The organism is Psychrosphaera algicola, assembly GCF_028401425.1.
GTDB lineage: Bacteria > Pseudomonadota > Gammaproteobacteria > Enterobacterales > Alteromonadaceae > Psychrosphaera > Psychrosphaera algicola.
The window spans coordinates 4,298,852-4,325,048 of sequence record NZ_JAQOMS010000002.1 but is presented as its reverse complement, the minus strand read 5'-3'; the positions used below and the strand labels follow the sequence as shown (position 1 = coordinate 4,325,048).

General features: G+C 41.9%; 24 protein-coding genes and 4 pseudogenes. 14 read left to right on the top strand and 14 right to left on the bottom strand.

The window, feature by feature from the left end; all coding sequences use genetic code 11:
* The first annotated feature begins 76 nt into the window (after positions 1 to 76).
* From PN838_RS27690 to PN838_RS23830, 5 genes and pseudogenes are all read left to right on the top strand, one after another.
* Positions 77 to 685 carry a glycoside hydrolase family 127 protein gene (locus PN838_RS27690; protein WP_370661130.1) on the top strand — a complete coding sequence of 203 codons (609 nt, stop codon included), beginning with the start codon at positions 77 to 79 and terminating at the stop codon, positions 683 to 685.
* Positions 686 to 1,007: 322 nt separating this feature from the next.
* The gene (locus PN838_RS23845) at positions 1,008 to 1,295 is read left to right on the top strand and encodes a hypothetical protein (RefSeq protein ID WP_272182246.1); all 288 of its coding nucleotides are present in this window, start codon (positions 1,008 to 1,010) and stop codon (positions 1,293 to 1,295) included.
* Between the two features lie 96 nt (positions 1,296 to 1,391).
* A complete protein-coding gene (locus PN838_RS23840) occupies positions 1,392 to 3,095 on the top strand; it encodes a cytochrome c3 family protein (protein WP_272182245.1) in 1,704 nt (567 codons plus the stop codon).
* A gap of 156 nt (positions 3,096 to 3,251) precedes the next feature.
* Positions 3,252 to 3,671: a hypothetical protein gene (locus PN838_RS23835; protein ID WP_272182244.1), complete on the top strand. Its 420-nt coding sequence runs from the start codon at positions 3,252 to 3,254 to the stop codon at positions 3,669 to 3,671.
* Positions 3,672 to 3,795: 124 nt separating this feature from the next.
* Positions 3,796 to 4,694 (top strand): annotated as a pseudogene (locus PN838_RS23830) (dienelactone hydrolase family protein).
* A gap of 138 nt (positions 4,695 to 4,832) precedes the next feature.
* On the opposite strand, the gene argS reads toward PN838_RS23830, so the two are convergent.
* Both argS and prfC read right to left on the bottom strand, forming a co-directional pair.
* Positions 4,833 to 6,569 carry an arginine--tRNA ligase gene (argS, locus tag PN838_RS23825; RefSeq protein ID WP_272182243.1) on the bottom strand — a complete coding sequence of 579 codons (1,737 nt, stop codon included), beginning with the start codon at positions 6,567 to 6,569 and terminating at the stop codon, positions 4,833 to 4,835.
* A gap of 77 nt (positions 6,570 to 6,646) precedes the next feature.
* Positions 6,647 to 8,236: pseudogene (gene prfC / locus PN838_RS23820) on the bottom strand (peptide chain release factor 3).
* A 273-nt stretch (positions 8,237 to 8,509) separates the two neighbouring features.
* Here prfC and PN838_RS23815 point away from each other — a divergent pair.
* From PN838_RS23815 to PN838_RS23805, 3 genes are read left to right on the top strand one after another with little or no spacing between them, the layout of a single operon-like run.
* A complete protein-coding gene (locus PN838_RS23815; protein WP_272182242.1) occupies positions 8,510 to 8,743 on the top strand; it encodes a hypothetical protein in 234 nt (77 codons plus the stop codon).
* Positions 8,730 to 9,545, top strand: coding sequence for a hypothetical protein (locus PN838_RS23810; RefSeq protein WP_272182241.1), 816 nt, complete (start codon positions 8,730 to 8,732; stop codon positions 9,543 to 9,545). Before PN838_RS23815 ends, PN838_RS23810 begins: the two co-directional genes overlap by 14 nt.
* Positions 9,539 to 9,694, top strand: a complete 156-nt coding sequence (locus PN838_RS23805) for a helix-turn-helix domain-containing protein (protein WP_272182240.1) — start codon at positions 9,539 to 9,541, stop codon at positions 9,692 to 9,694. Before PN838_RS23810 ends, PN838_RS23805 begins: the two co-directional genes overlap by 7 nt.
* A gap of 830 nt (positions 9,695 to 10,524) precedes the next feature.
* Here the strand turns inward: PN838_RS23805 and PN838_RS23800 are convergent.
* From PN838_RS23800 to PN838_RS23750, 11 genes are all read right to left on the bottom strand, one after another.
* Complete coding sequence (locus PN838_RS23800; protein WP_272182239.1) at positions 10,525 to 11,940, bottom strand: glycoside hydrolase family 30 protein; 1,416 nt, start codon at positions 11,938 to 11,940, stop codon at positions 10,525 to 10,527.
* 178 nt (positions 11,941 to 12,118) lie between these two features.
* Positions 12,119 to 13,264 (bottom strand): carbohydrate-binding protein, encoded by a 1,146-nt coding sequence (locus PN838_RS23795; RefSeq protein ID WP_272182238.1) that lies wholly within the window; start codon positions 13,262 to 13,264, stop codon positions 12,119 to 12,121.
* Between the two features lie 145 nt (positions 13,265 to 13,409).
* Positions 13,410 to 14,123 carry a glycoside hydrolase family 5 protein gene (locus PN838_RS23790; RefSeq protein ID WP_272182237.1) on the bottom strand — a complete coding sequence of 238 codons (714 nt, stop codon included), beginning with the start codon at positions 14,121 to 14,123 and terminating at the stop codon, positions 13,410 to 13,412.
* Between the two features lie 37 nt (positions 14,124 to 14,160).
* The gene (locus tag PN838_RS23785) at positions 14,161 to 14,706 is read right to left on the bottom strand and encodes a hypothetical protein (protein ID WP_272182236.1); all 546 of its coding nucleotides are present in this window, start codon (positions 14,704 to 14,706) and stop codon (positions 14,161 to 14,163) included.
* 382 nt (positions 14,707 to 15,088) lie between these two features.
* Positions 15,089 to 15,280 carry a hypothetical protein gene (locus PN838_RS23780; RefSeq protein ID WP_272182235.1) on the bottom strand — a complete coding sequence of 64 codons (192 nt, stop codon included), beginning with the start codon at positions 15,278 to 15,280 and terminating at the stop codon, positions 15,089 to 15,091.
* Position 15,281: 1 nt separating this feature from the next.
* Positions 15,282 to 16,949, bottom strand: coding sequence for a TonB-dependent receptor domain-containing protein (locus tag PN838_RS23775; protein ID WP_272182234.1), 1,668 nt, complete (start codon positions 16,947 to 16,949; stop codon positions 15,282 to 15,284).
* Positions 16,950 to 16,987: 38 nt separating this feature from the next.
* Positions 16,988 to 17,473 (bottom strand): hypothetical protein, encoded by a 486-nt coding sequence (locus PN838_RS23770; protein ID WP_272182233.1) that lies wholly within the window; start codon positions 17,471 to 17,473, stop codon positions 16,988 to 16,990.
* Between the two features lie 206 nt (positions 17,474 to 17,679).
* The gene (locus PN838_RS23765) at positions 17,680 to 17,994 is read right to left on the bottom strand and encodes a TonB-dependent receptor plug domain-containing protein (protein WP_272182232.1); all 315 of its coding nucleotides are present in this window, start codon (positions 17,992 to 17,994) and stop codon (positions 17,680 to 17,682) included.
* Between the two features lie 140 nt (positions 17,995 to 18,134).
* Entirely contained in the window at positions 18,135 to 19,313 is a 1,179-nt protein-coding gene (locus PN838_RS23760; RefSeq protein WP_272182231.1) for a carbohydrate-binding protein, read from the bottom strand.
* Positions 19,273 to 20,325, bottom strand: coding sequence for a glycoside hydrolase family 16 protein (locus PN838_RS23755; RefSeq protein WP_272182230.1), 1,053 nt, complete (start codon positions 20,323 to 20,325; stop codon positions 19,273 to 19,275). The genes PN838_RS23760 and PN838_RS23755 overlap by 41 nt, the downstream gene beginning before the upstream one ends.
* Positions 20,312 to 20,632, bottom strand: a complete 321-nt coding sequence (locus PN838_RS23750) for an Ig-like domain-containing protein (protein WP_272182229.1) — start codon at positions 20,630 to 20,632, stop codon at positions 20,312 to 20,314. Before PN838_RS23750 ends, PN838_RS23755 begins: the two co-directional genes overlap by 14 nt.
* 586 nt (positions 20,633 to 21,218) lie before the next feature.
* Here PN838_RS23750 and PN838_RS27685 point away from each other — a divergent pair.
* The 4 genes and pseudogenes from PN838_RS27685 to PN838_RS23735 all read left to right on the top strand — a co-directional run.
* Positions 21,219 to 21,332, top strand: a pseudogene (locus PN838_RS27685) (hypothetical protein); the annotation flags it as partial.
* Between the two features lies 1 nt (position 21,333).
* Positions 21,334 to 21,723, top strand: a complete 390-nt coding sequence (locus tag PN838_RS23745; protein WP_272182228.1) for an MFS transporter — start codon at positions 21,334 to 21,336, stop codon at positions 21,721 to 21,723.
* Positions 21,720 to 22,112 (top strand): MFS transporter, encoded by a 393-nt coding sequence (locus PN838_RS23740; protein WP_272182227.1) that lies wholly within the window; start codon positions 21,720 to 21,722, stop codon positions 22,110 to 22,112. The genes PN838_RS23745 and PN838_RS23740 overlap by 4 nt, the downstream gene beginning before the upstream one ends.
* A gap of 31 nt (positions 22,113 to 22,143) precedes the next feature.
* Positions 22,144 to 22,455, top strand: a complete 312-nt coding sequence (locus PN838_RS23735; protein WP_272182226.1) for an MFS transporter — start codon at positions 22,144 to 22,146, stop codon at positions 22,453 to 22,455.
* 326 nt (positions 22,456 to 22,781) lie between these two features.
* On the opposite strand, the pseudogene PN838_RS23730 reads toward PN838_RS23735, so the two are convergent.
* Positions 22,782 to 24,340 (bottom strand): annotated as a pseudogene (locus PN838_RS23730) (sodium/sugar symporter).
* Positions 24,341 to 24,653: 313 nt separating this feature from the next.
* Between PN838_RS23730 and PN838_RS23725 the strand changes: the two are divergent.
* Positions 24,654 to 25,103 carry a hypothetical protein gene (locus tag PN838_RS23725; protein ID WP_502592205.1) on the top strand — a complete coding sequence of 150 codons (450 nt, stop codon included), beginning with the start codon at positions 24,654 to 24,656 and terminating at the stop codon, positions 25,101 to 25,103.
* A complete protein-coding gene (locus PN838_RS23720) occupies positions 25,085 to 26,164 on the top strand; it encodes an ATP-binding protein (protein WP_272182224.1) in 1,080 nt (359 codons plus the stop codon). Before PN838_RS23725 ends, PN838_RS23720 begins: the two co-directional genes overlap by 19 nt.
* Positions 26,165 to 26,197 lie beyond the last annotated feature (33 nt).

The following is a 26,197-nucleotide window of genomic DNA, read 5'->3' as shown; positions in this document are numbered from 1 at the left end:
ATCTGGTTGGGCGTATAGTTTAACCGACAATGGTGTACACGTTAACTTGTACGGCAGCAATAACCTTGCAACTACCATGTTAGATGGCTCAGCGATTAAGTTAAGCCAAGACACAGACTACCCTTGGAAAGGTTTGGTTAAACTTACCGTTGATGAATGTAAGTCCGGCGCGTTTGATATTGCATTGCGAGTACCAGGTTGGTCGACAGGCGCAACCATTACCGTCAATGGCAAAGATGCCGGCGTGACCGCAACTCCAGCCACCTATGCTGTTTTAAACCGAGAATGGCAAGTTGGCGACGTAATTGTTATCGACATTCCTATGGAAACCACCTTTATCGAAGGTCACCCTAGAATTGAAGAAGTCCGTAACCAAGTCGCGGTTAAACGTGGTCCTGTGGTTTATTGCATTGAATCACCAGATTTACCAGAAGGTACAAATATTTTAGATGTGTACATTGACGGTGAAGAACCTCTAAAAGCACAAAGTCAGCCAGAATTTTTAGGCGGGTTAACCACCATTGAAGCCAAACTATTGCTTCGAGAAAACAAAGGCGATGCTATGTATCGTAACGTTCGTAAACCTAAGTGGCAGGAACTCAGTACTCAATTGGTTCCCTATTATGCATGGAGCAACCGTGGCACCGCTGAAATGACAGTATTTATGCCAGTTGTGTGGCGTTAGCCAGCCGAAGCTCGCTTTATTAAGCTGACAAATAAAACCCCGACAACCGGGGTTTTTTATGAATTTTAGAATACTTTGGTTTAAACTGTCCCTCACTTTGAACTCAACATATCGTTAATTTTGCGGTTTATTATAAGCAGTTTGGTTTACTCTATATGCCAAGCCTAAGTTGCTCGCATTTACCCATAGTCATCAACTTAGTTAAACCCAATCGATACATAGAAAATGTGCCCATGTCCCTAATGAAAAGTCTTATTTGTTTTTTATATTGTCCACTGCGTTTTGCTTCTCAGCGCTGGCAAACACACCAGAACAAAATTGTGTGTCTTGTCACCAATCTGCGGTTTCTGACTGGCAACAATCTGACCACGCGAAAGCGATGGCAGAAGCAACGTCTGCCACTGTGTTAGGGGATTTTAACAACGCGACATTTGATCACTTCACCCAAAAAGCCCGATTTTTTAAACAAGACAACGCCTTTAAAATTGAATTTACCGAACAACAAAATACCAAGGTATACACTGTAGCCTATACGTTTGGGCACTATCCTTTGCAGGAATATTTGATCAAAACCGATGATGGCAAAATGCAAGTCTTTCCTTTTGCCTAGGACAGTCGTCCTAAATCGGAAAATGGTCAACGTTGGTATCCTGTTTATCCCGATGAAGACATCAAAAGCGCGGACCGTTTACACTGGCAACAACCGATGCAAAATTGGAATGGCATGTGTGCCGATTGTCATTCAGATGGGTTAAAACGGAATTATTCGATCCCTAAAAAACAATTCGACACCAACTGGGACAACATCAATGTTGGTTGTCAGTCTTGTCACAACGACATGACAGATCACACCAAAAACACCGCCTATAAAGCTGGCGATGGCAGTATCGCAGGCCACTTAACCTCAAGTGATAAACAAAAAGCCATGGGCTGGTTACTTGACCCAAGTAAACCTGTTGCCGAATGGCAAGGCGAGCCGCGCGATAACCAATTTATGGAAACGTGTTTTTCTTGTCATTCACTGCGCTCTCCTTTGACCGATGGCATTGAGCCTAAAACCCGATTTTTAGATCAGTTTTCACCAAGTTTATTGACCCAGCCTTTGTACCACGCCGATGGTCAAATCAATGATGAGGTTTATGTTTACGGTTCATTTTTACAAAGCAAAATGTATGACAAAGGCGTTAACTGCCTTGACTGCCATAATAAACACACCATGAAAGTAAAACTTCAAGGCAATGGCTTGTGTCTACAGTGCCACAATGCTCAAGTGTACCAGCAACCTGAACATACCATTCATCCACTTGACTCCGATGGCGGTCAGTGTGTCAATTGCCACATGCCACAAACCACCTATATGGGCGTTGATGCGCGACGGGACCACAGCTTTAAAATTCCACGTCCTGACCTTAGTGACCAATTTAATACGCCAAATGCCTGCGTAAATTGTCACACTGACAAAGACAACAAATGGGCGGTTGCCGCGCTTAAATCTAACTTTGGCGCACCTAAAGATTTAGCAATTAGTGAGCAGTATTTCATTACGTTATTGCACAATCGAACCTTGCCACTGGAGCAACATTTAGCGCTCATTAATGACAGTTCAATGAGTGATATCAAACGAGCAAGTGCCATTGCCCTGCTGCCCAATTCCACTCAAATCTTAACCGACAGAGTTATCGCCCCTTGGGTTAGTTCAGAATTGCCCTTACTAAGATTAGCCACCGGACTTGTGGGCCAAATCCTTTCACCTGAAGACCGATTAAAGTCATTTAAAGCGTTATTAACAGATGAGTTTAAAGCGGTTCGTACTGCGGCGGCGAATCATTTTGTTGATGTTCAAATCAAAGATCTTGCGGTTGTCCAACAAGCTCTTAACGAATTGAGTATCGCTAATGAAGTTAGCAGTTGGCGCGGCGAAGGTAACTTAAACCGAAGCATAATTTACCAACGTCAAGGTCGCACTGAACAAGCTATCGCGGCATTGGAACATGGTTTAATCGTCGACCCTTATTTTGAACCAAACTACATTAACCTTGCCGATCTTTACCGTAACAATAATCAGGTAAAACGAGAGGGTGAAATTTATCAAAATGGACTTAAGGCGAATCCAAAGTCAGCGACATTGCATTACGCCTATGGCATGTACCAAATCCGTAATGGCGCAAAAGCCGAATCGGTGGCTTCGTTTAAAACAGCCGTAAAATACGACAATACAAATACCCAATATGTGTATCTGTATTTCCTCGCTTTGGATAACGTTGGTAAAACAAACGTTGCCCTTAACGAACTTAAACGTGTATTAAAACAATACCAATATCAACGCCAGTTAGTTGAGTTGGGGTTAAACTTCTCGCAAAAACTAAATGATCGTGAGAGCTATAACTTTTTTGTTCGCTTTTACCAGTAGCATTAGTAGCACTAAGCGGCCCTTGCTAATGTTTGACCTAGTGTAAATTTGGCTATTATCTGTTTTCCTTTTTTTATAAATAAATAATAGAAAATAGATAGTAGCCAACAGACTAGGTATATTCCTTAGTTCTCATCCTAAGGAAGGATTTATTAAATGACGTCACCCGACTTTACCCAATACAGCAAACAACAACTCATCGAAGCATTGGCCAATACGGATGTTAAACCATCTCCTAAGGAAATCGCGCTTATCGAACTTGAATTAACCAAGTTTGAAACTCAACAAACAGAACCTGCCATTAAAGAATTTTTTCACGTCGAAAACGAACCCGTATCCATGAGCTTAGTTAAAGGCATGGACCCATTAGTTTATGGCTTTATTTGTGGCTGTCTCGCTATATTAATTTTCCCAATGACAGACATTAAAAATTACCTCGATGGCGTTGCATCAACAGTTAGCGAAACCCTAGGGGTACGATTATTTTTTAGCGTGTTATGTGGTTATGTTTGTATTAAAAATATCGGCCGATGGTTTACGAAACGAAAGTCAAAAAACAATAAACCTCAGCAATAGAATATTTTGCTGAAATAAAATAAGCCTTCTTTGTTGTTCTGCTCTATTATTTATTTCTGTGACCTACGACGTAAAGTCATGACTTAAAAGTTCTATGGCCTAACAATCTACAATAGGGAAAAGAATGACTCAACCAGTAAATGAAACCGCTCCGATTATTCCGCAAGAAGCTTTTGATTGGTACGATGAATACGCGCACGGCATGATTGACCGCCGAACGTTTTTAAAACGTTTAGGCACGCTTGCCACCATAGGGTTAAGTATGTCGGTTCTCTCAGCTGCGTTATTACCTAACTATGCCCTTGCCGAGCAAGTCTCATTTAATGATGATGCCATCAAAGCGAGTTATGTGACCTTCCGTTCGCCAAAAGGTCATGGCGAAGGTCGAGGATACTTTGTTACCCCAAAAACCTTGATAAACCATTACCCGTTGTTCTAGTTATTCATGAAAATAGAGGACTTAATCCTTATGTTAAAGACGTTGCTCGCCGTTTAGCCAAAGCCGGTTTTGTCGCGTTTGCGCCCGATGCACTGCATATTTTAGGCGGATATCCTAGCAATGACGATGAAGGGAAAGCAATGCAACGCTCCCTAGATAAAGCGAAAATTCAACAAGATTTTGTCGCCGCTGCTGAATTTTTAAAAGCCCATGCCCTCAGTAACGGCAAGCTCGGTGCTGTTGGTTTTTGCTTTGGTGGCTATATCGTCAACATGTTAGCTGCAACTATTCCTAATAGTCTAAATGCTGGCGTACCATTTTATGGAACGCCTGCCGCCGCCGAAATTCGTGACAACATTAAATCGCCATTGATGATCCAATTGGCTGAACTTGATAAACGAGTTAATGCCACATGGCCTGAGTACGAGGTGTCTCTTAAAAAGAACAAGGTGGATTACCAGATGTTTATGTATGAAAACGCAAACCATGGCTTCCATAATGATTCCACAGGTCGGTATGACCCTAAAAATGCCAACCTAGCGTGGGATAGAACCGTAAACTTCTTTCAACAGCATTTAAGTTAACGACTAAGCCATACTTGCCTACAAGGGTTCCGCAGAATTAAAGCAATAGCGACAAAAAAGCGGGTGATGAAATTGTACTTTCATCACCCGCTTTTTAATCTTCTTAATCATGCCCTAACAAGGGCAATAATCAGAGGGTTACATTTTTTCCATTGTTTCGATGCCGAGTAGCTCTAAACCTTGTTTCAGGGTACGGGCAACTAACAAACTTAATGCCATACGGCTTAACTTGGTTTCTTCTGCTACGCCGTCTTTTAACATTGGGCAAGCTTCGTAGAAAGTCATAAATAAGCTCGACAATTCATACAAGTAAGTACACAACAAATGTGGCGTTGAATTAGCGCTCACACCAGCAATCGCTTCAACAAATTGCAATAACTTAACGGCCAGTGCTTTTTCTTGGGCTTCAGTAATAATGACTTCGGCATTAAACGTAGCAACATCAATTTCGGCTTTACGGAACACACTCATGGCTCTGGTATAAGCATATTGCAAATAAGGAGCCGTATCGCCTTCAAAGCTCAACATCGTTTCCCAGTTGAAAATGTAGTCGGTCGTTCTGTTTTTACTTAAGTCAGCGTACTTAATTGCACCAATACCAACTTTACGAGCAATTTCTTTTTGCTCATCTGCACTTAAATTGCTTTCGCGTTCTGACAGTAGTTTTTCTGCACGCTCAACCGCTTCATCTAACAAGTCCGCTAGTTTAACTGTGCCGCCAGTACGGGTTTTAAATGGCTTGCCATCTTTACCCAACATCATACCAAATGGGCCGTGTTCGTAGCTCGTTTCAGCTTTTAGTAATCCACCTTTACGGCCAACCATTTCAGCTTGCTTAAAGTGCAAAGCTTGACGAGCGTCAGTGAAGATAATGATACGGTCTGCGTTTAAGTCAAATGAACGGTATTTCATTGCCGCTAAATCGGTTGTTGAATATAAAAAACCACCACCTGATTTTTCAATTATAAAGACGGCAGGTTCGCCTTCTTTATTTTTCATTTCATCAAGAAATACAACCTGAGCACCTTGGTCTTCAACGGCTATGCCTTTCGCTTTCAAGTCTGCAACTATGCCGGCTAACATTGGGTTATATGCACTTTCACCCATGATATCTTCGTGTTTTAGATTAACATTCAATTTGGCGTAAACTTCTTCGCTGTGTTGAATCGATACATCGATAAATTGTTGCCACAACGTAAGGCATTCTTGGTCACCGCCTTGCAATTTAACCACGTACTCGCGAGCTCGATTGGCAAAACCTTCTTCTTCATCAAACCTAATTTTAGCTTCGCGATAAAAGTCTTCCAAATCTGACAACGCAGTTGTTGCAACGTTTTCAGACAATAACTTGTCTTGCAAATGCGCAATCAACATACCAAACTGTGTGCCCCAATCACCCATGTGATTTTGACGAATAACCTTGTGACCTAAAAACTCAATTACTCGAGCCACTGAGTCACCAATGATGGTTGAACGCAAATGGCCAACGTGCATTTCTTTCGCTAGATTTGGTGACGACAAGTCAACTACTACTGTTTGTTCAGGCTCTTTTTCTACCGCTAATCTTGGATCGGTTAACGCAGCAGTAATTTGCTCACCTAGCCATTGAGGCTTTAGCTTTACATTAATAAAACCAGGACCGGCAATCTCTAAGCTTTCAGCTAAATCGTCTAATTCAACAGCGTCCAAAATTTTTGCGGCAATTTCTCGAGGGTTTGATTTTAGCTTTTTCGCTAACCCCATAGCACCATTAAATTGGTATTCTCCAAATTCAGGGCGATTGCTTCGAGCCATTGGCGCAGCAGCACCTTCGGCTCCTTCAATTTTTGTTAACGCTTGTTTAAATCTATCTTGTACTAACTGAAAAATGTTCATATTCAAAATGCCTTTGCTCGTCGCGAGAAAAAGTAAAAACAGATGCAACGCCTAAGGCTGCATCTCATTTGTTTGGTTTAGTGCTCTCTTGTTTCCAAGAATGAGACTTCTGGATAACGTTCCATCGACAGGTTTAAATTTACGCGAGTCGGCGCGATATAGGTCAAGTTATCACCACCGTCGAGTGCTAAGTTTGTCGCGCATTTGCGTTTAAAGTCTTCAAACTTTTTCACGTCTTCGCATTCAACCCAGCGTGCTGTAGCAACATTGACAGGTTCGTAAATCGCCTCGACGTTATATTCAGATTTAAGACGCTGAACAACAACGTCAAACTGCAAGACACCAACCGCACCAACGATCAAATCGTTGTTTTGCATCGGTCTAAATACTTGCACAGCACCTTCTTCCGATAACTGGATTAAGCCTTTTAATAACTGCTTCTGTTTCAGTGGATCTTTTAAACGAATACGGCGGAATAACTCCGGCGCAAAGTTTGGAATGCCCGCAAACTTAAATGCCTCACCTTGCGTGAATGTATCGCCAATCTGAATCGTACCGTGGTTATGTAACCCAATAATATCCCCAGAAATGCCTCTTCAACGGCTGAACGGTCTCCGGCTACAAAGGTCAATGCATCTGAAATCCGTACGTCTTTACCTAAACGTACATGCTTCATCTTCATGCCCTTTTCATACTTACCTGAGACAATCCGCATAAATGCCACGCGGTCTCGGTGTTTAGGGTCCATGTTGGCTTGGATTTTAAATACAAAACCGCTGAAATCAGCTTCACTTGCAACAACTTGGCGTTCATTAGTATCCCGAGGCATAGGCGTTGGCGCCCACTCAGTTAGGCCGTCTAGCATATGGTCAACGCCAAAGTTACCTAAGGCTGTACCAAAAAATACTGGGGTTAATTCGCCCGCCAAAAACAGTTCTAAATCAAATTCGTTAGATGCACCGATAACAAGCTCAAGCTCTTCTCGCAGTTGCTCTGCTAAGTCTTCACCAACGGCTTCGTCTAATTCTGGAGTATTAACACCTTTAATTGTGCGAACGTCCTGAATTGTGTGCCCTTTACCCGTGTTATATAAAATAACTTCGTCACGATGAATATGGTAAACACCCTTAAACAATTTTCCGCAACCAATTGGCTAAGGTTATTGGGGCACAAGCAATTTTTAATTCGTCTTCAACTTCGTCCATGACTTCCATCGGATCACGGATGTCACGGTCAAGTTTATTCATAAAGGTAATGATTGGCGTGTCACGTAAACGGGTGACTTCCATTAATTTGCGCGTTCGGTCTTCTACACCTTTAGCGGCGTCAATCACCATCAAGCAAGAATCCACAGCCGTCAACGTACGGTACGTATCTTCAGAGAAGTCTTCGTGTCCTGGAGTATCTAGCAGATTGACTAAATTATCGTTATAAGGAAACTGCATAACAGAGGTTGTTATAGAGATACCACGATCTTTTTCCATCTCCATCCAGTCAGATTTGGCGTGCTGTTTTGAGCCACGACCTTTTACTGTACCGGCAGTTTGCAGGTGTTGTCCGTACAACAATACTTTTTCAGTAATGGTTGTTTTACCGGCATCTGGGTGAGAAATGATGGCGAAAGTGCGTCGGCACTCGATTTCTTTGGCAAGTTGAGAATCTGTCATAATTTTCTTAGATAATGGTGCTGGAAATGCACCAAAAATTCAGTCTTTTTGGCCTATTAATTTCAATGGCCGGAATTATACCTGAATCAATACCGATGTAGTACCCATCAATCATTCTAAAATTGCGTCCTTATAGTCGATTTACCGGACGACTCGCCGTAATTTATCAATATCATTTCAATTTTTAAAATATTATATCGCGCTGGACACATGCCTGATTAAGCGTGTTATGCTCGTAAAAAAAATTAACCCCTACATTTATCAAGGAAAAAGATGAAGCCTTTTGAATTCCAATCTGTTTTATTCAACTTTCATGACGTCATGTTGTTGATGACAACGATGCAGTGTTTGTTTTTTGGGGTTTTACTTTACGTTACAAATACAAAGAATGTAAAAACGGCAATGTTCCTGTCGGCCTTCCTCTTTGCCCATGCTTTGATCCCAGCAAACGAGCTGATTATGTGGGGTGCCGAGTTTAAGGTACAAGTCAGATATGAATGGCCTTAGCTTATATTTTATTCTACAGATGGCGTATTACTTAGACGGTCCCTTGTTATTTTTATGTATTAAATCATTAGTTTTTAAGGATTTTAGTTTAAGAAAAATCGACATCCTTCATATCGTGCCCCTTATTATTTACCTCGTTTTCATTTCAACAACGTTTTACAGTCATACCTTCGACGAACGCCAAGTCATGCTTATCAAAGAGTCTTTTGTCTATGATACGGGTTATGTCAGCTTAGAATTGTTCAATAAAGGATTACGAGTATTTTATGCCATTGCCTGCGTGATCATGATTAGACGCTACAGATATTTATTACAAGATACCTATTCCAACATAGACAAGGTCCACACCAATTGGCTAAATGGCCTTGTCTATGGATTTATGGCAGTGATGTTTTCAGAGACCGTTTTGGTAATGGCAAAAATTATTAGCTTATTCACCCCTATTGGAAATTCGGTATTTTCACAAATTGGTTTAACCGGAAATTATCTGTCTTTTGTTTTAGTGAACTTGCTGGTCTTTACTGCCATTCGCCACTTTTTGACCTTTGAGCAGGTTACCTATAAAGAACCGGCGACAAAACCGGTGGATGATCAATTTGTGAATCCCGAAATTGCCACTGAAATTGACGTGAAAATGAAAGACAACAAAGCGTTTATGGACCCAGATATTACATTGGACAGTTTAGCGTCGGCGTTAGAAATTACCTCTCGCGATCTTTCTATGTTAATCAATCGGCATTTTGGTATTAACTTCTACGAATTTATTAATAAATACCGAATTGAAGAAGCCAAAAAATGCTAAGTGATCCCACTCATAAAAAGGACACCATTACCGACATTTACCTAGCCGTTGGGTTTAACAGCAAGTCAGTGTTTTATACGTTTTTTAAGAAATTTGAAGACGTAACACCGTCACAGTTTAGAAAGTCGGCCTTAGAGGTGGGACGTTAATAATTCGCTTTTAATTGGCTCATAATTTCAGAACAAAAAACGTCATTCCCTAGCTTGTAATATGAGTCGAGCCAAAGCGATATTTGGGATCTCCAACCAAGTGCAGAGGAATGTCATAATTCGCCTTGCAGGCTGCGCTTTTCTTTGCCCTGCGGGCAGCTATTTCGACTGCGTCGACCATACTTTTGCAACAGCCCCAAAAGTAGGCAAAAGGCCGCTTTCGGCTAAATCCCTACTCCTTATTTAAGATTTATATTATCGTCGAAGACGGAATGTACGCACATCCCTATGCACATTCCTTGCAACGGCGTCCCTGCCGTTCACTTCGAGATATAAATCTCAACTAAGGGGATTTAAACGAAGTTATCTGCAGCCTGAACTTTAGGAGTGATAAAACTTTATTTTAAAGAAAAACCATCAACTGAACAAAACAGAAAAAAACGTCATCCCCAAAGAGCCACAGCGATATTAGGGATCTCCAACCAAGTGCAGAGGAAGTTCATAACTCGCCCTAAATTAGCTCACAATAACCAGAATAAAAAACGTCATTCCAAAAGAGCGGAGCGATATTTGGAACCTCCAACCAAGTGCAGAGGAAATTCATAATTCGCAGTAAATTGGCTCACAATAACCAGAACAAAAAACGTCATTCCCTAGCTTGTAATATGAGTCGAGCCACAGCGATATTAGGGATCTCCAACCAAGTGCAGAGGAAATTATAAAATCAGCGACTCTGACCCCACAGGTTTTAAATCAGCGACTCTGACCCCACAGGTTTTGACCCCACAGGTTTACGCCTTATATTATCTCCCTGCACTGCTCTCTAAATTTTAATAAACCAGAGTCTGCATGGCCCTTGCTGGAATGGTCAGTATGGTCTGTTGGTCTTCGACAAAAAAGTTGTACTTAATTTCTTTGTCGGTCTGATTCATAACAATCGTAGCCATTTTATTGTCTTCATTTACAAACGAGGTTGCTAATAAAACACTGCGGCTGCTGCTAGTACTCATTCGCTGGGCGTTTGGTTTAACAAATTTAGAAAAATGGCCGATGTAATAATAGGTTGGCGTATAAATAAGCTCGCCACTGTCTGTGTCGGCATGGATTGGAGCAAAGCAGAAGTTACTTACATGGTTAGGACCGCCGTTTTGATCTAATAGAATATTCCAATCGGTCCAGCCAACAGTACCTCTATTAAAGTCGTTAATCATTGAATGGCCATAACGTTCTGCGTTTGGCCAGTATTGGTAACGATCTGCTCTAAACCCTTCTACTGTCCCTTCCGTAAACAAAAGATTCATATTTGGATATGATTCATTAATAAGTGCTAAATTATCGTGCATCGTTTCGCCACCAGCCCAGGTTTCGTACCAATGAAAACCAATTCCCAAGGCGTATTTAGCGGCTTCAGGATCGTCAAAAATGACGTTCGCGCGATTGGTGATTAGGTCACGGTTATGATCCCAAACTACGATATTTTTATCGCCATAACCTGCTTTTTCCATTACAGGACCTAAGTGGTTTTTTAAAAAATCACGCTCTTCTTCAGCGGTGTATATCATAGATTCCCAACGTTGCGTTGCCATCGGCTCGTTTTGAATCGTCACGCCCCAAATTGGCATACCTTCGGCTTCATAGGCTTGAATAAATTTAGTGAAATAAGTTGCCCATGTATCGTAATACTCTGGTAACAACTTCCCACCTTGCAACATGTTATTGTTACTCTTCATAAAGGCAGGTGCGCTCCATGGACTGGCATAAAGCATTAACTCTCCACCGGCGGTTGCAATTGCTCTTTTTATCATAGGAATACGGTACTGGCGGTCATGGCTGATGTTAAAGCTTTTAAGTGACTTATCGCCTTCTTTTATATAAGTGTGACTGCCACTACCAAAGTCAGAGCTATGAATTGTGGTACGCGTTAATGAGTAACCAATACCTTCTTTTGGGTCGTAATACGCTTTTAATAGTTCGGTTTGTTTTGCTGCGGGCAATTTGGCAAATACTTCTGCACTGGCATCGGTTATTGCGCCGCCAATGCCCAAAACTTTTTGAAATCGTTTATTTGGATTAACAAATATCGAAATTTCACCTTCCGTAGGCTGAACACGAGGTTTAAGGGATTTGCTATCGGTAAGTTGCAAACGCAGTGTTGTGTCTTTGGCGGTCGTATAAACATCGACACCTTTGGCGTTGCGTTCGCTCGCATACAGAAGTCCTGTCGATACTAGGCAAACTAGTGACAACAGGGTGGCTAGTTTTTTAACTTTATCTTATACATTGGAAAACTCTTTTTAATATTTGATTTAATTAATGTCATATCGCTAATTTTTGCATTTGAAAAAGCGGTTAAAATGGAAAGCGGCTACCGCAGCACCTAAAGTGCTGCGATATTGCTAAGTTGGATTTAGCTAAATCCTTGTATTATTGAGTCTTAGAAAATCGGATCCAATTGAGGTTCCACTGCTCACCTAATGCTTCAATTCGAAGGATATGCTCACCTGCAGGCAAGCTAATTGTTGTGCTTTGGGTCGCCCAAGTTTGCCACCCGCCAGTCGCATCAACCGCTACAGTGTCGATAACCTCATCATTCAATTTTAAGGTAAATCCTGTGCTGCCGCTTTCGGTGGCAAGTCGATATTCAACAAGATAATCACCCGCACTTTCGATGTTTACGGCATATTCAAGCCAGTCACCTAGATGGGCAAAACCGGTGTTTTTACCGCCGCCGGCATCTGCTGTCGCTTCTACTTCAAACCCGTTCATTGTGGTCCAGTTTTCGGCTTCTACAGTACCTGGTATGGCTTGAACTAATTCACCTACGCTTATCTCGTCACTGCCATAACTAATGTCTTCTGCGTCAACGGCGCTGACTTTATAAAAATATAAGTTATTGTCGATAACTGTTTCATCGAGATAGCTAAGGCTAGCAACATTCTCAGCAAAAAGTTGATAACTGCTATTGTTGTTAACACTTCGGTAGACATGGTATCCAGTCACATCCGTTTCTAGGTTTGCATTCCAACTTAACATGGCCCCAGAGTCAGCCATTTGTGCAGTGAATCCAGTAGGTTTTGCCGGCAGTGTATATAAGTTTGAAGGCGCTTCGGCTGTCATCGCATCAAACAGTGGCTGATGAATTTCATAGGATATTGAGCCATATAATTGGAATACAGCTTCGATTTCTTCAATTGGCGCATTGACAAAGTCGACACTTGGCAGAGCCGCCTCTTCAAGAATATCAACGCCGTTTTCAGGCATCGTGGCGACAATATAAAATTCCCCATGAGCATTAGCACTTGCGTTGTCTTTAAACACACCAGATAAGGTATAGTTTTTACCGCTTTCTAGTGTAATTGCTTGGTAAACACCGCCGTTAAATTCAGTCACAGTTGCATCTGTCGTTCCTGTCATTCTAAGAACGGGGCCGTCGGCATTTGTTGGCGCTAAGGCAACGTCAGTTTCATTAAAATTAATGGCTGGTGCCGCGCTCGCCGACCATTGAGTCCAGTTGCTGTCAGAACCAAAATTACCATTTAATAAAACTTCATTATTGTCTTCATCAACCAAACTAAGTTTGTCTAAACTAATGTCGAGGTTGCCATCGCAACAAGCACCAAATTTAACAACAAAATAGTAGGTCTGCGTGCCTTCTGCTTGCGGGGTAATGGTGTCCGCGCCAATTTCACATGCGGTACTAAGTTCACTGTCCCAACTAAGGACATGCCCAAGTACTAGCTTTAGCTACCAACCCTAAACCAGATTTTTTATTGGTGACCATGCCCCACGTACCATTACCTTGACCGCCGCCTCCGGTTAATACTTTATAAGACCAGTTAGTTGCAGCCCAATTTAACGCACCAAATTTGTCATAGGTAGCACGGGTGTTTTCGCCACCAAATTCATAGCCGGTACTTGCCCATGGTTGGAATTCACCGACTAATAATGGAGACTCTAAATTGGCCATTTTGGCCTGCCATTGGCAAATGCCTTCATTCCCAGCTTCACCGCAAGTTAACCAGTCACGATGAGTTTCATAGGTGGGGTCACCCCAACCAAATATGCCCGGATAAAAGTGCATTTCATAAGCGACATTAGTACCGTTAAATGAGTCAGGATGGCCGTATTCATCAATCCCAGAATGGTGCCCTGGTAGAATAATAATTTTGTTTTCATCGGCTTCGCGCAGTTCGGCATATAAATCCAACATTACTGATGCTAAGTTAGCGGCGTCTGTACCCCATGGTTCGTTTAATAAACCATAACCCGCTACCGTACCGTTGTATTTATACCGCTCAGCGATTTGTTGCCATAACCAAGTTGTACGTTCTTGGTATTCAGGTGTGCTCCAGTATAAATTTTTATCGGCACAACCTGAATGATCTGGCCAGCCCTGTGAACCAACAGCGCCATGCAAGTCTAAGATCACATACATACCGTGGGCTTCTGCTTGTTCGATGGCATAATCAATGTACTGCTAAGGCATCTGCACGGAGTGTTTTAGGGTTATGCTCATCTTCAATCACATTCCAAACAAACGGCAGACGGATCACATTAAGTCCAAAGCTCTGCATGACATCCCAATCGCGCTCCGCTATCCAATTATCACGAAACATATCAAGGAGACGTTCGCGCTCTTCAAACCCAAATCGTTCGTCTAATGTGGCTTCAAGTCTACATTGATCGGTGGCAACGGTATTTGATGATTGGTTCATCATCCAAAACTCATGTAACAACCAGTTACCTAAGTTAGTTCCTTTTAAAATAACGGCTTCGTTGTCGGCATTGACCCATTTAATACCGTCAGTATGAAGTGGTGACAAACCGACGTATTCTGGTTCCTGCTCGGTTTCTGTTACCTGTGGATTTGTTTCATTAGTGGTTTTAGGCAGTTCGTTATCGCTACTGACACCAAAACACCCAGAGATAGCTAATACGCAAAAACATGTTAGCAACGTTAAAGCCACTCTAAATGACTTTATGTTTGATTTTGTAATTATATTGGTAAACACGATAGTGTTTCTCCTGCTAATTAAATAGGCGTTTTTTAAGACTCATTAAGTCATTAATTAACGCTCTAATTTTGACAGTAACAGCCTTGGTTTCCTCTTCCCGAAAGTCGTCTAAATAAACCAACCTTACTCAAAATAAATTGAATGATTTGGTTCGAATAAAATCCGGTTATTCAGGCCGTCTTTTGGGTACTTTTAAAGAAACTAAGCTCTGTACATAAATAAAAATGGGTTACATAAAGCCACTAATTAAAGTGGCTTTACTGAGCACTAATTTAAAATGAGTAATGAACCCCGACGTTGTATCTAGCGTGGCCAACAGAATATTGCCTAACTTGGTAGCTAGAACGACCATGAATTCGTTGGTCTTCTTCTGTTATGTTTATGCCTTCGACAAAAACGAAAGATTGTCATTAACTTGATAACTGATATTGGCGTCGAGCTGGAAATATTCTTCGACAAAACGAGGGTCCCGAGCAGCCGATTGCAAATACTTGTCGCGCCAGTTATAGGCAATTCGAACTTGCAAGCCGTCTTTGTCGTAAAAAGCAACAAAGTTTGCGGTGTCACTCATACTAAGGCACGACCCATTGCTCTTCGTTGAGATTAATGTCGTAAACCAGATCCCCTTCAACCACGGTGTAGTTAGCTTGAAAACCAAATCCGGACTCACCAAACGTATGTTGTAAAACAAACTCCCAGCCTTTAACCGATGTTTCGTTTTGGTTAATGGGCATAGTGACGTCAAAGGTCGCTACCGGATCGGTCGCTAAACCGGTCACCACAACTTCAATTTCATCGCCCTCGCCTGTCACTTCAACATTTGGTTCATCAGCAAAGTGTTCAGCAAAATAATCATTGATGTCTTGGTTATCGTAGACAAACAGCGGATCGCCACCGGTAATGGCTTCAATCGCTTCATCGTATAGCGCACCGTCCATTGGCGTCGTTAGATCTTGAAACAGGGGTTGGTCTTCGAACGTCTCGCTCACGATAAAGTTGTCAACATCTTTGGTCCAATACCCCGCAGACATGTAACTTGCTTCGTCGTAATACCACTCCAAAGAGAAATCAAGATTGCTCGATTCCATCGGTAAAAGTTGCGGATTGCCTCGGCCACCACCACCGCCGTCAGCACCAAAATAATAGATATTCATCGCACCTTTGAGGTCGTTATAAACTGGGCGCGTAATGGTTAAGCTATAAGACGCTCGAAAATACACATCTTCAATAAACTCAATATCAAAATCGACACTCGGCAGTAACATGTCGTATTCGCCGTCAATTTCAGAGAAGCCCACAATCGTATTATTGTCTGCGTCTTTTTGTTCATATAAAGCAAAGTTATTGTTGATTACACTCCATTCAATTCGATCCTGTAATGGCACAAGGGCTTCTGAATGCACTTCGGTTTTTTCATACCGTAAACCTGTAAATAAGTTAATTGGCATGTCAAATGGTTCTGCCATATAGTGGCTTTGCAGGTAGATTGAAAACGTTTTTTCTGTTGTGACTTCATCCGCGTCAAAATCATATGACGGACAGAACCCCGTCAAACATGGACCGCCATTAGTGACATTGCCGTGGGCACCAGTTTGCAAAAGGGCTTCGCCACGTTCAATTAAGCTTGCAAAATCCCAAGTGAAAAACTCGGTAACTTGGCGAGGATCATTACTGCCTTCAAGACCGTCAAAAACGCCGTCAATTGAATCGATAGTCAGTAAATCAGCAATATCTCCCGGAGTACCAACGCCACTCCAGCTATTTCTTGAAATGCCAGTAGATTGTCCTCTGTTAGTCACTTCAACGGTGGATACGCCGAAGTCGATACTGTGGCCCTCATCAAACTCATAAGTACTATCAAACTGAACTTGCTCTACGTCCATTCGGTTGTTGTAGCTGCCAAAGTTACTGCCTGACAACTGCATATCATTAACATCAATTTCATCAAGACGGACAATTTGATTATGTGAATTACGCTCACCTAATTGCACCTCGAGTACCGGCATACCGGTTGCGCTAAAATAACCTGACGTTGTGATCCGGTTTAACGCAGCAACAGCCACCGAGCCGCCAGAGCCATATTTACTGTTTGGCTGAGATTGACCACTGGAATCGTGATAATCCAATGCCATCGACAAATTGTCTGTAGCCTGCCATTTTAAGTTAAAACCCACCGATTTGTTTTCATCAACCGTGGCGTAAATTCCGACCCCTTGCAGGTTATCCTGAGCGCACCCCACCTGAGTATAGGAAGTAGGAGAGTATATATTACCCTCTTTTACCCATTCGCTTTCTCGAGTTGAACAACCAGGGTCAAACTATAGGCTGATAAATCTTGATGTTGGTAGTTCTGCTGATTTTCAGCGTAGGTGTAATCTACCGTCGCGGTAAGATTATCAAAGGGTCGCCATTGTAAAGTCAGTTGGCCGTTAATCCTTTCACGATGAAAGTCATCCAAATTGTATTGAATATTCGTCGGGATTGCGTAAATACCCGTACCGACTTCCGTTGGGAAGTTTTTTGCGCTCGGATCGCCCACTGGAATAGAACCCCATTCCGCATCGTCAACTTCGTCTATGATGTCTTGTTGAGTCACAAAGTTACGCCCCATGAAGTCTTGGGTCGTTACCGACTGATTCCCACCATCTCGCTCTTGATAACTCAGTGAAATCGCAACACCAATCGTATCGTCGGCAAACGTATTACTGTATAACCCAGCAAACTCTGGAGTAATACTCTCACCTTCCCTTGTGCCTTGGATCATAGGCTGCCTTCATGCTAAGTGCGCCCTGCTCTCCCGGTTTGGACAGCGGTTTACGAGTGGAAACATTTACCACGGCTCCTATACCACCGGTGGCGACATTTGCCCGCCCTGACTTATAAACTTCGACGGATGAAATGCCTTCAGAAGCAATATTGCCAAAGTCGAAAGAACGGCCCCTGTAGTTGGCATTTGGCGGCTATTAAAGGTCACAATGTTAAAGTCTGGGCCAAACCCCTAACCGTAATTTTTGAGCCTTCACCATTGTCACGTTCAATCGCGATGCCTGTAATTCGTTGCAAAGATTCGGCTAAGTTTGTATCGGGGAACTTACCGATATCTTCAGCAGATATGCCATCTACAATACCTTTAGCTTCCCGCTTAAGGTCCATAGAACGGAGCATACTGCCTCGTATGCCCGTGACTTCAATAACTTCAACATCTTCATCAATTGGTGTTGGCTCAGCTGCTCTTTCTTCTGCAAATCCAGGCGTACTTATTGCAGCTGCGATGCTAACGGCCAAAATATGTGGTTTAAATTCTTTTTGTACATAATAATTACCCTAATGAGACAACAGTTGTTCTTTATTTTCTGCTGTTGTCCGTGTTAGTGATTAGTTCGAACCGCTCGATTAATGGCGGTGCATAATTCTTGATTGAGCGATTAATTGGTTATTTTTATCCAATTAAAGTTGATTGCTCCGCCAACAAAATCGATTCGCATCGTTTGTTCGCCTTGAACTAAATCAACTGTCGATTTTTGAGAAACCCATTCTTGCCAACCACCGGTTGCTTCAAGTTCTTGGGTATCTACCACGACACCGTCAAAAGAAACGGTGAACCCTTCACTGCCAAGGTCACTGGCTAATCGATATTCAATACTGTAAGTACCATCGGCGGGGATAGTGACGGTATATTCAAGAAAATCACCGGGGTCTGTGTAACCCACATTTTGGCCGCCGCCTTCATCTGCCGTGTCTTCCAATTGCGTGCCTGACTCTGCGACAAACGCTTCTGCTTCAACAAAAATTTCAAACACAGGTTCAAATATTTCAAACCAGTTGAAATTAATTGCGCCACCAATAAATGCGACTCGAACCGTATGTTGTCCTGCAGTCATTTCAAATTCTGTTGAAGTCAGAGTTGTCCACTCCTGCCAACCGCCTGTTGATTCAACGGCTTGGGTGGCGACCACTTGGCCGTCGACCAAAAACTCAAATCCCTCGCTACCGCCATCGCTAGCCACTCGGAAGTCGACGTAATATGTGCCATCTGAAGGGGCGGTGATCACATACTCAAGGAAGTCACCGGCATCGGTATAACCTACATTTTGGCCACCGCCTTCATCCGCAGTATCTTCTAACTGGGTTCCAGATTCTGTCGTGAAATCTTCCGCTTGATAAACTGTACTTGGCGCTTTAGGACCTGACTCAGCATGAATAGCCAATGGGGCTTGCACGCAACTTTCAGCGGCGATGCAAGTTAAGCGAATGTTGTCTAATTGAAAATGCACGCCATCATGAAATTCAATGACAAGTAACGCTCCTATATTTGTTGGGTCAAGTGGCAGTGAGTCCCCTTCGGAAATACTTAGCAGCCAAGTTAACCAATCAGGCGCGATAAACGGTGTATTGATAAATTCAGAGACCGGTATGGAATATGTGACCCAAGCATCTTGAGTTAAATCAGCCGTCATCCATGTCAACATCCCCATATAAGGCCAACCGGTTTCCATTCTGATGTCAAAAGACTCAGTAAGGGTATTGGCACTGTCAATGTACATATCAAAACTTAACACTGCGTTATGACCAATCAGTCCAATGCCTGTAGGTGGCAAATCCAATATTGGCATCGCCTTCGGTAGAACTGATATCTATCACCGTGGCTTGGTCGTTTTCAAGCACGACGGTTGATATCGTTGGGCTGTTAAAGTTGGATATATTCATCTCGATAATTTGGTCTGTGTGGTGCCAAACTAAAGGTTGAAGATCAGAGATTTTGACGTCGTCTTTATCATAAAATCCATCAACAAAGACATCTGTAGTTACTTCTTCAATTGTCGGTATTTTATCTGACGCGAGTTTATCAATTGTTCGACTGACTTTAGCCGAACAGTCTTTAAGTGCTGGCGCGACAAGCGGATCACAGGTCCAAACGTTTATTGAATCAACCAACAACATGGCGGGTTCAGAGCCTGAGTTTTCAAGTTTAAGCACGAGTTGCAGGTCTTGATCAAATGGACCTGATGCCCCACCCAATGTAAAGGTATTTGCCAATACTTCGTCATTGACTAGGTTATGAGCCCATAAGTTGAGCCGGTCGACGGTATGAATATGTGTACCGTCGATATACCAGCGAATAAAGTCGTCATTCCATTCAACTGCATAGTCATGAAACTCAGTGGACGCCGAGGCAGTTACTTCACTATTAAATTTAACACCATTAGTTTCGCCAATTCCAAAATGCGCGCCGGCGATCAGGTCACCATTTTGAAAGCTTACCGCTTCTATTGCGTTATATCCGTCATATTGGTCCGCCATCGGCAAAGCGGCAAATATAGATTTTACAGCGTCGCCCGCTGCGACTTGAATACGTGCTTCAAATCGACCTTGGGGTAGCGAATTAACCGCCATTAATGAGGCAAAACCGCCTGCTTCTGCTGTTAATACTAAGTTACCCTCAGTTTCAGTGGCGCCTTCACTTAACCATTGACCACTCGTCAGGCTTGTTCCGTTAAAGTCTTCCTGAGTAACAAGACCCCAACCGGCTTCTTCTGGCGTTTCAAAATCGCTAACAACATTGATGGTTAATATCGCAGAGTCGGTTTCTCCGGTACCGGCCTTAGTTGACCACATATTGGTATGAGTCCGTCCCTGAAAAATTAGCATTGGGTTTGTAGGTAAATGTACCGTCGGCATTAAATGTCAATTCACCATTTTCAGACAAACCGTCGCCACTTAACACATATGACAATCCTTCGCCCTGATCATTTTCGCTAACGTCACCTTCGATCATCTCACCATCTTCTAGCGCTTCTACTGTCTCGCCAATCGCAAATAGGTTACGAACCACATTTTCATCAGCGTCTCCACTACCGCCACATGATGTGAGCGACGTTGCAGAAGCCAGTAGAATTAAACGCAGCAATCTACTTTTTCTCATTTTAAACCCCATTAATTGTTATTTTTATTTTGTGTGTGCAACTAAGACTTAGTCCGATGCAATTGTCACTTTATTAATAAAAATGAATATTTAGAGAGACAAAAATATTCAATTTCACTTAGCTACAATAAGCGACTAATACGGTTTTATAATGAGGGGGAATTATGTCGTCCTGTTAAACGACTCGAACAAATAAAAATAATTAATTGCTAGTATGAGTAAATTTCACTTATTCAAACACCTTATAAACAGTGGGATACAAGCCAAATTATTAAAATAGCGTTATTTAAAAATAGTTGGTATTTCTTACGTTTTTTCGGATGGTTAACGCCATAAATTGGCTATTTTACATTCGGTTTAGCAGTAAAAATGGGGACTATTATTCGGCAGAATCAAAAGTAATTTATTTCCCTTTACTATCGTTTCGCTCTCGCCCAAAATAATTAATCAATCCCATTTTGATAAGTTAAATGTTGCTCACATCCGATACGGTTTTGCTCAAACAAAAAATATTTTTAGGTATTGGTTTTTTGCAATATTTTTTGCCAACCAAGGGATAGGTATTTTAGCCATTCCGTATTATCAAATGACCCTTGGAGTCGATCCTTTTCTATTGGCTTTTGCCATGAAAGTGCCCGTTTTTATCGCTAGCTTTATCGCCCCTTTTGTTGGTCAATGGTCCGATCGCCTCAACACGCCATATGGTCGACGCCGCCCCTTTCTATTTGTTTTCCCTTGGTTGTCTTGCCTTTTTTGGTTTGATTTGGATGGTGCCTGCTCATTGGAGCAGCGACACACAACTCATTTATTTTGCCATTATGGTATTAGCGTTTTATTTGTTTAATACCTTTTGGACTGTGCCAATGAAGTGCTTGGCCTATGAGGCCACGCGTGATTACCACGAGCGCACTCGTGTAATGGGCTTTGTCACTTACTTCTTAAAATTTGGTGCCATTTTATATCATTGGGTCTTTCCCATTGCTCAACTAAGCTTTTTTGGTGGCATCATCATTGGAATGAAATTTGTTGGCTGGGGTGTCGCCCTTATTTTTCTAGGACTTTGCGGTATGTTGCTTAAGGCCTATTTTTGAAAGAAAGACAATTTGAGCCCGCCAAAACAGACCAAAAAATGCCGTTGTTTAAAAGCCTAAAAGCCATTATCAAAAACAGAAATATGAAGATCCTGTTGGCCATCATTTTCATTCAGTTAACCCTTGGTGGCTTTGCCGCGAGCATGGATTATTACGTACTTGTGTATTATATGAATGACGGCGATGTCGCTGCTGGAGCAACATGGAAAGGGGTTTTATCCTCAGCGTATGCAATCACGGGGATCATCACAATTGGCATTTTAACCAGACTGTCTAGTAAGATTGGAAAAGTCGCGACGATGAAGTGGGTTTACTTAATCACAATCATCGGTGGACTATGCAAATGGTTTATCTATCAGTCAAGGCAGTGGGCTTTGGCTAATTGTTGACGCCATATTATGCAGTGCAATTTGGGGCGCAATGGCGGTTATCATAAGCTCCATGATTGCTGACCAAATCGATGTAGATGAAACAAACCACCATATTCGCCGCGAGGGCCTATTTGTTTCATTACAAAGTTGGATCATTTCTATGTCGAGTGTTATCGCAGTCATTAGTTCAGGTATCGCCCTCAATGCCATTGGCTTTGAAGCATTAAATGGCCCAGAACAAAGTCACTTTTCTATTTTGGCGATGCGAATATTTTTAGTGGTCGGTACAGTAGTATCCGCAGGAATTGGCTACTGGCTAATTAAAAAATACAACTATAGTGAGCATTCACAAACCCTGTAACCTTTATATTTAGGAAATTTAATTGAATTACTTATATCGTCCTCAACTCGTCATGGTATAAATATGCCGCATTGTTCAAATATCTGCATTTCTTGTTTTTGGCGTTTATTCTTTGGGGCTTGTTAAAACTAGGGTTGAGTTATCCCTGCCAAAAAAGCAAGTTATTACATGGTCAATGTTGCTCTGAATGGGTCAAACCAAATAAAAAAAGACCAAATCTACGGCCTTAAAATACAAAACGCCCGATGAGCTTTATCGAGCGTTTTAATATGATTATATTTGAGCAATAAGTGTCAACCTATTTCAGGTCGATTCAAACTTTATGATTACCACCAAGTGGCATACAAGCCAATTAATATCAATATGATACCAATTGCGGCAACATTAAAGTTTCTGTCTGTTTCAAAATTCACTTCATCCAAGCTTACGCAGCTATTGGAACCTGTAGTTTTTGTCATTAATGACACCACAACACACAGTGCTAAACAAATCAGGAATACTAAACCAACGCGGTCCATAAACGGTAATTCAGGCCAAATTATCTTAAACAATATAGAGAAGGCTGCCGAACCAATTGCCGCTGCAAGTGCGCCCGCAGAAGTTGCTTTCGACCAAAACATACCCATTACAAAGATGACCACGATCCTGGTGTAAAGAACCCAGTGAACTCTTGTATATACTGAAATGCTTGTTCAAATTTACCGAGTAGCGGTTCCGCTACAACTAAGGCAACAGCGAGTGAAACAAGTGCGGCGATTCGACCGGTTGTCACGTAATGTTTTTGTGTCTTTCCAGGTTTTAATTTTGCGTATATGTCCATGGTGAAGATAGTCGAAATGCTGTTGGTCATAGAGGCTAATGACGATACGATCGCCGCCACAAGTGCAGCAAACACTAACCCTTTAATCCCAACTGGCATTAACGCCATCATAGACGGATAAGCTTGGTCAGGTGATGACAAATTAGGATAAAGTACAACCGCTGCTATGCCCGGTAAAACCACAATGATAGGCATTAGAAGTTTTAAGTAAGCTGCAAATGCAATGCCCTTCTGTGCTTCTTTTTGGCTTTTAGCCGCAAGTGCACGTTGAATAATATACTGATTAAATCCCCAATAACCGAAGTTCATTAACCACATACCACCAACCAAAACTGAAATTAGGAGGCTCATATAGTGTTCATTTTCAGGGCTTAAGATCATATCAAAGTGGCTCGGAAGTTCAGTGGTTAAAACGCTAAAACCAGCGATAAAACCTTCGCCGCCAGAAACTTGGTTAAGCGCGAGATAACTTAAGAATAGACCACCAAAAACCAGCAGTACTACTTGTAAAATGTCAGTATAAGCTACCGCCTTTAGACCACCGTATAATGAGTAAGCCACTGAGAATACAGCTAGGAAGATCATGCCATACATCCAATCAACACCAGCGACCGTTTCTATCGCCAGTCCGCCTAACCACAATACAGCGGTTAAGTTAACAAAGATGTAAACCGCTAACCAGAACAGCGCTAGAGTTGTCTTAACTCTGCTGTCAAAACGCTGCTCTAAATACTGAGGCATAGTATAAATTTCATTTTTAAGGAAAATAGGCAACATATATTTACCAACGATGATCAAGGTGATTGCTGCCATCCATTCATAGGATGCAATAGCTAAACCGATAGCAAAGCCTGAGCCTGACATACCAATGATTTGTTCGGCAGATATATTTGACGCAATAAGCGAAGCACCAATTGCCCACCATGGTAATGATTTAGAGGCTAAGAAGTAATCTTCTGTGTTCTTTCCCCCTTGTTTCTCCTCGCGAGAGATCCATAACGCCAATATTAGCAACCCCAAAACATAGGTTATGAATATTCCGATATCCAGCATTTCAAGTTTCATTTTTACCCTTTTTTATTTTTATTAGAATGTAATTATGAAAAAAATAACAGAACTGAAAACCAAGAACAAACGCAATTCCATAATAATTTATCCCTACAATTTAATCCCAGTTGAATTTCCGTATTGTATTGTTGTTAACCATTAATAGTCAACTATCGTCTAGTTTTTGAAAGTCGCGTTAAATATCTTCGGTATGGCCATTATATATTTAACGGTAAAACCTTAAAATATGCACAATGTTTACACAATTTTGCATTATCCTATGGCTGTAAATTTGAAATAAATTATTATCTAAAGGTTGTTGTTTTTATCTATGAAGATCCAAAATAAGCTTTTTCTAATCCTATTTGGCTTTAGCATATTACTTGTGACTAGCTTAGTAACACTTATGCAATGGAGCCTAGGTCGTGGAATGGTGGAATATGTAAACACCAAAGAAGTGCAGGCTCTGCAACCTTTAGTGGCTCAATTGATTGTCGAATACAAGAAAAACGACAGTTGGTTGTCGATGACCAACCGACACAATAAATTCCGCCGCTTAATTTCAGAACAACTTAGTGACAGCGAGTTCTCACCCCGTGGCAATCGACAGGGCAATAGACAGGATGATCGTTCGCGTCCATCACGACGCCCTCCGCCACCGCATGAACGTGACGCTCGTGATGCAGCAGAAGGACCAATTGCACAAGGTGGCCCTAGACAACAATTTGATCGACAACCCCCACCCCTAATGAAAGTAAACAAGTGCATTACGCTATTCTAGATGCAACCGGCGAAGTTGTTGTTGGCCAATATTTGTCAGATTTAGACTATAGCAAAACCCCGATGACCATTGACGATATTGTCATTGGCCAATTTGCCGTATCTAAGCGCAGTCAACTAACCAAAGGGTATGAAGTCGATTTTGTGAATCAGCAACAAAGTTACTTTTGGATCATCGCTACCTTTGTTTTAACCTTAGTGGCGCTTATTACTTTGCCGCTAACTCGGCATTTAGTGCAACCACTCAAACAAATAAAAAATGGCATGCACGGTCTAACACAAGGCGAATACGACCAGCAAATACAATTGAAGCGTAAAGACGAATTTGGCGAACTAAGTGAACATTTTAATGAACTTGCATTAACACTTAGTGAAAATGAATCAGCACGAAAACGTTGGTTAGCTAATATATCTCACGAACTTAGAACCCCAGTCGCCATATTACGTGGCGAATTAGAAGCCATGTTGGACGATGTTCGGCCTTTAACAAAGTTTAATATTGTGTCGGTAAACGATGAAGTGAAACACCTACAACGCCTTATCGACGATTTAAACCTATTGGCCAGTGCCGACATCGGCGGTATGCGTTATCGTAAAGAGCGGGTTGAATTAAATGGCCTAATCGAAGGTGAAGTTGAAAAATACCGTGGTTATTTGGCCGATTCAGGCATTAAATTAGTTACCAAAGTCGAAGATAAAAACATCACCTTGTATGCAGATCAAACGCGATTGTGTCAGTTATTTGAAAATATTATCAATAATTGCATCAAGTACTCAGGCGCAACGAGCATTAGTCTGAATGTGAGTCGAGAACTTGAGGGTGGTAAAGAGTTTGTTGTTATCAACTTCGAAGATAACGGTATAGGCGTAGATGAAATTCATTTGCCAAACCTGTTTGAACACTTGTATCGTGTTGATAATTCTCGAAACCGAAAAACCGGCGGGTCAGGATTAGGATTGTCAATTTGTCGTCATATTGTCACTGGACACCAAGGTGAAATTTTTGCAGAAAAAGCGGCATCCGGTGGGTTAAGTATTATGATTAAGCTACCAATTTCGTGATAGCAAACCAGCAAGTAAAACAATAAGCAACAT

Bases quoted from the DNA above. Each gene is read 5' to 3' on its own strand.
- PN838_RS27690 (WP_370661130.1), top strand. From the start codon at position 77: ATGTTAGATGGCTCAGCGATTAAGTTAAGCCAAGACACAGACTACCCT.
- PN838_RS23840 (WP_272182245.1), top strand. From the start codon at position 1,392: ATGCAAAATTGGAATGGCATGTGTGCCGATTGTCATTCAGATGGGTTA.
- PN838_RS23835 (WP_272182244.1), top strand. From the start codon at position 3,252: ATGACGTCACCCGACTTTACCCAATACAGCAAACAACAACTCATCGAA.
- argS (WP_272182243.1), bottom strand. From the start codon at position 6,569: ATGAACATTTTTCAGTTAGTACAAGATAGATTTAAACAAGCGTTAACA.
- PN838_RS23815 (WP_272182242.1), top strand. From the start codon at position 8,510: ATGAAGCCTTTTGAATTCCAATCTGTTTTATTCAACTTTCATGACGTC.
- PN838_RS23810 (WP_272182241.1), top strand. From the start codon at position 8,730: ATGAATGGCCTTAGCTTATATTTTATTCTACAGATGGCGTATTACTTA.
- PN838_RS23805 (WP_272182240.1), top strand. From the start codon at position 9,539: ATGCTAAGTGATCCCACTCATAAAAAGGACACCATTACCGACATTTAC.
- PN838_RS23780 (WP_272182235.1), bottom strand. From the start codon at position 15,280: ATGAGTGACACCGCAAACTTTGTTGCTTTTTACGACAAAGACGGCTTG.
- PN838_RS23770 (WP_272182233.1), bottom strand. From the start codon at position 17,473: ATGATCCAAGGCACAAGGGAAGGTGAGAGTATTACTCCAGAGTTTGCT.
- PN838_RS23755 (WP_272182230.1), bottom strand. From the start codon at position 20,325: ATGTGGTCAACTAAGGCCGGTACCGGAGAAACCGACTCTGCGATATTA.
- PN838_RS23750 (WP_272182229.1), bottom strand. From the start codon at position 20,632: ATGAGAAAAAGTAGATTGCTGCGTTTAATTCTACTGGCTTCTGCAACG.
- PN838_RS23745 (WP_272182228.1), top strand. From the start codon at position 21,334: ATGGTCGACGCCGCCCCTTTCTATTTGTTTTCCCTTGGTTGTCTTGCC.
- PN838_RS23735 (WP_272182226.1), top strand. From the start codon at position 22,144: ATGGCGGTTATCATAAGCTCCATGATTGCTGACCAAATCGATGTAGAT.
- PN838_RS23725 (WP_502592205.1), top strand. From the start codon at position 24,654: ATGAAGATCCAAAATAAGCTTTTTCTAATCCTATTTGGCTTTAGCATA.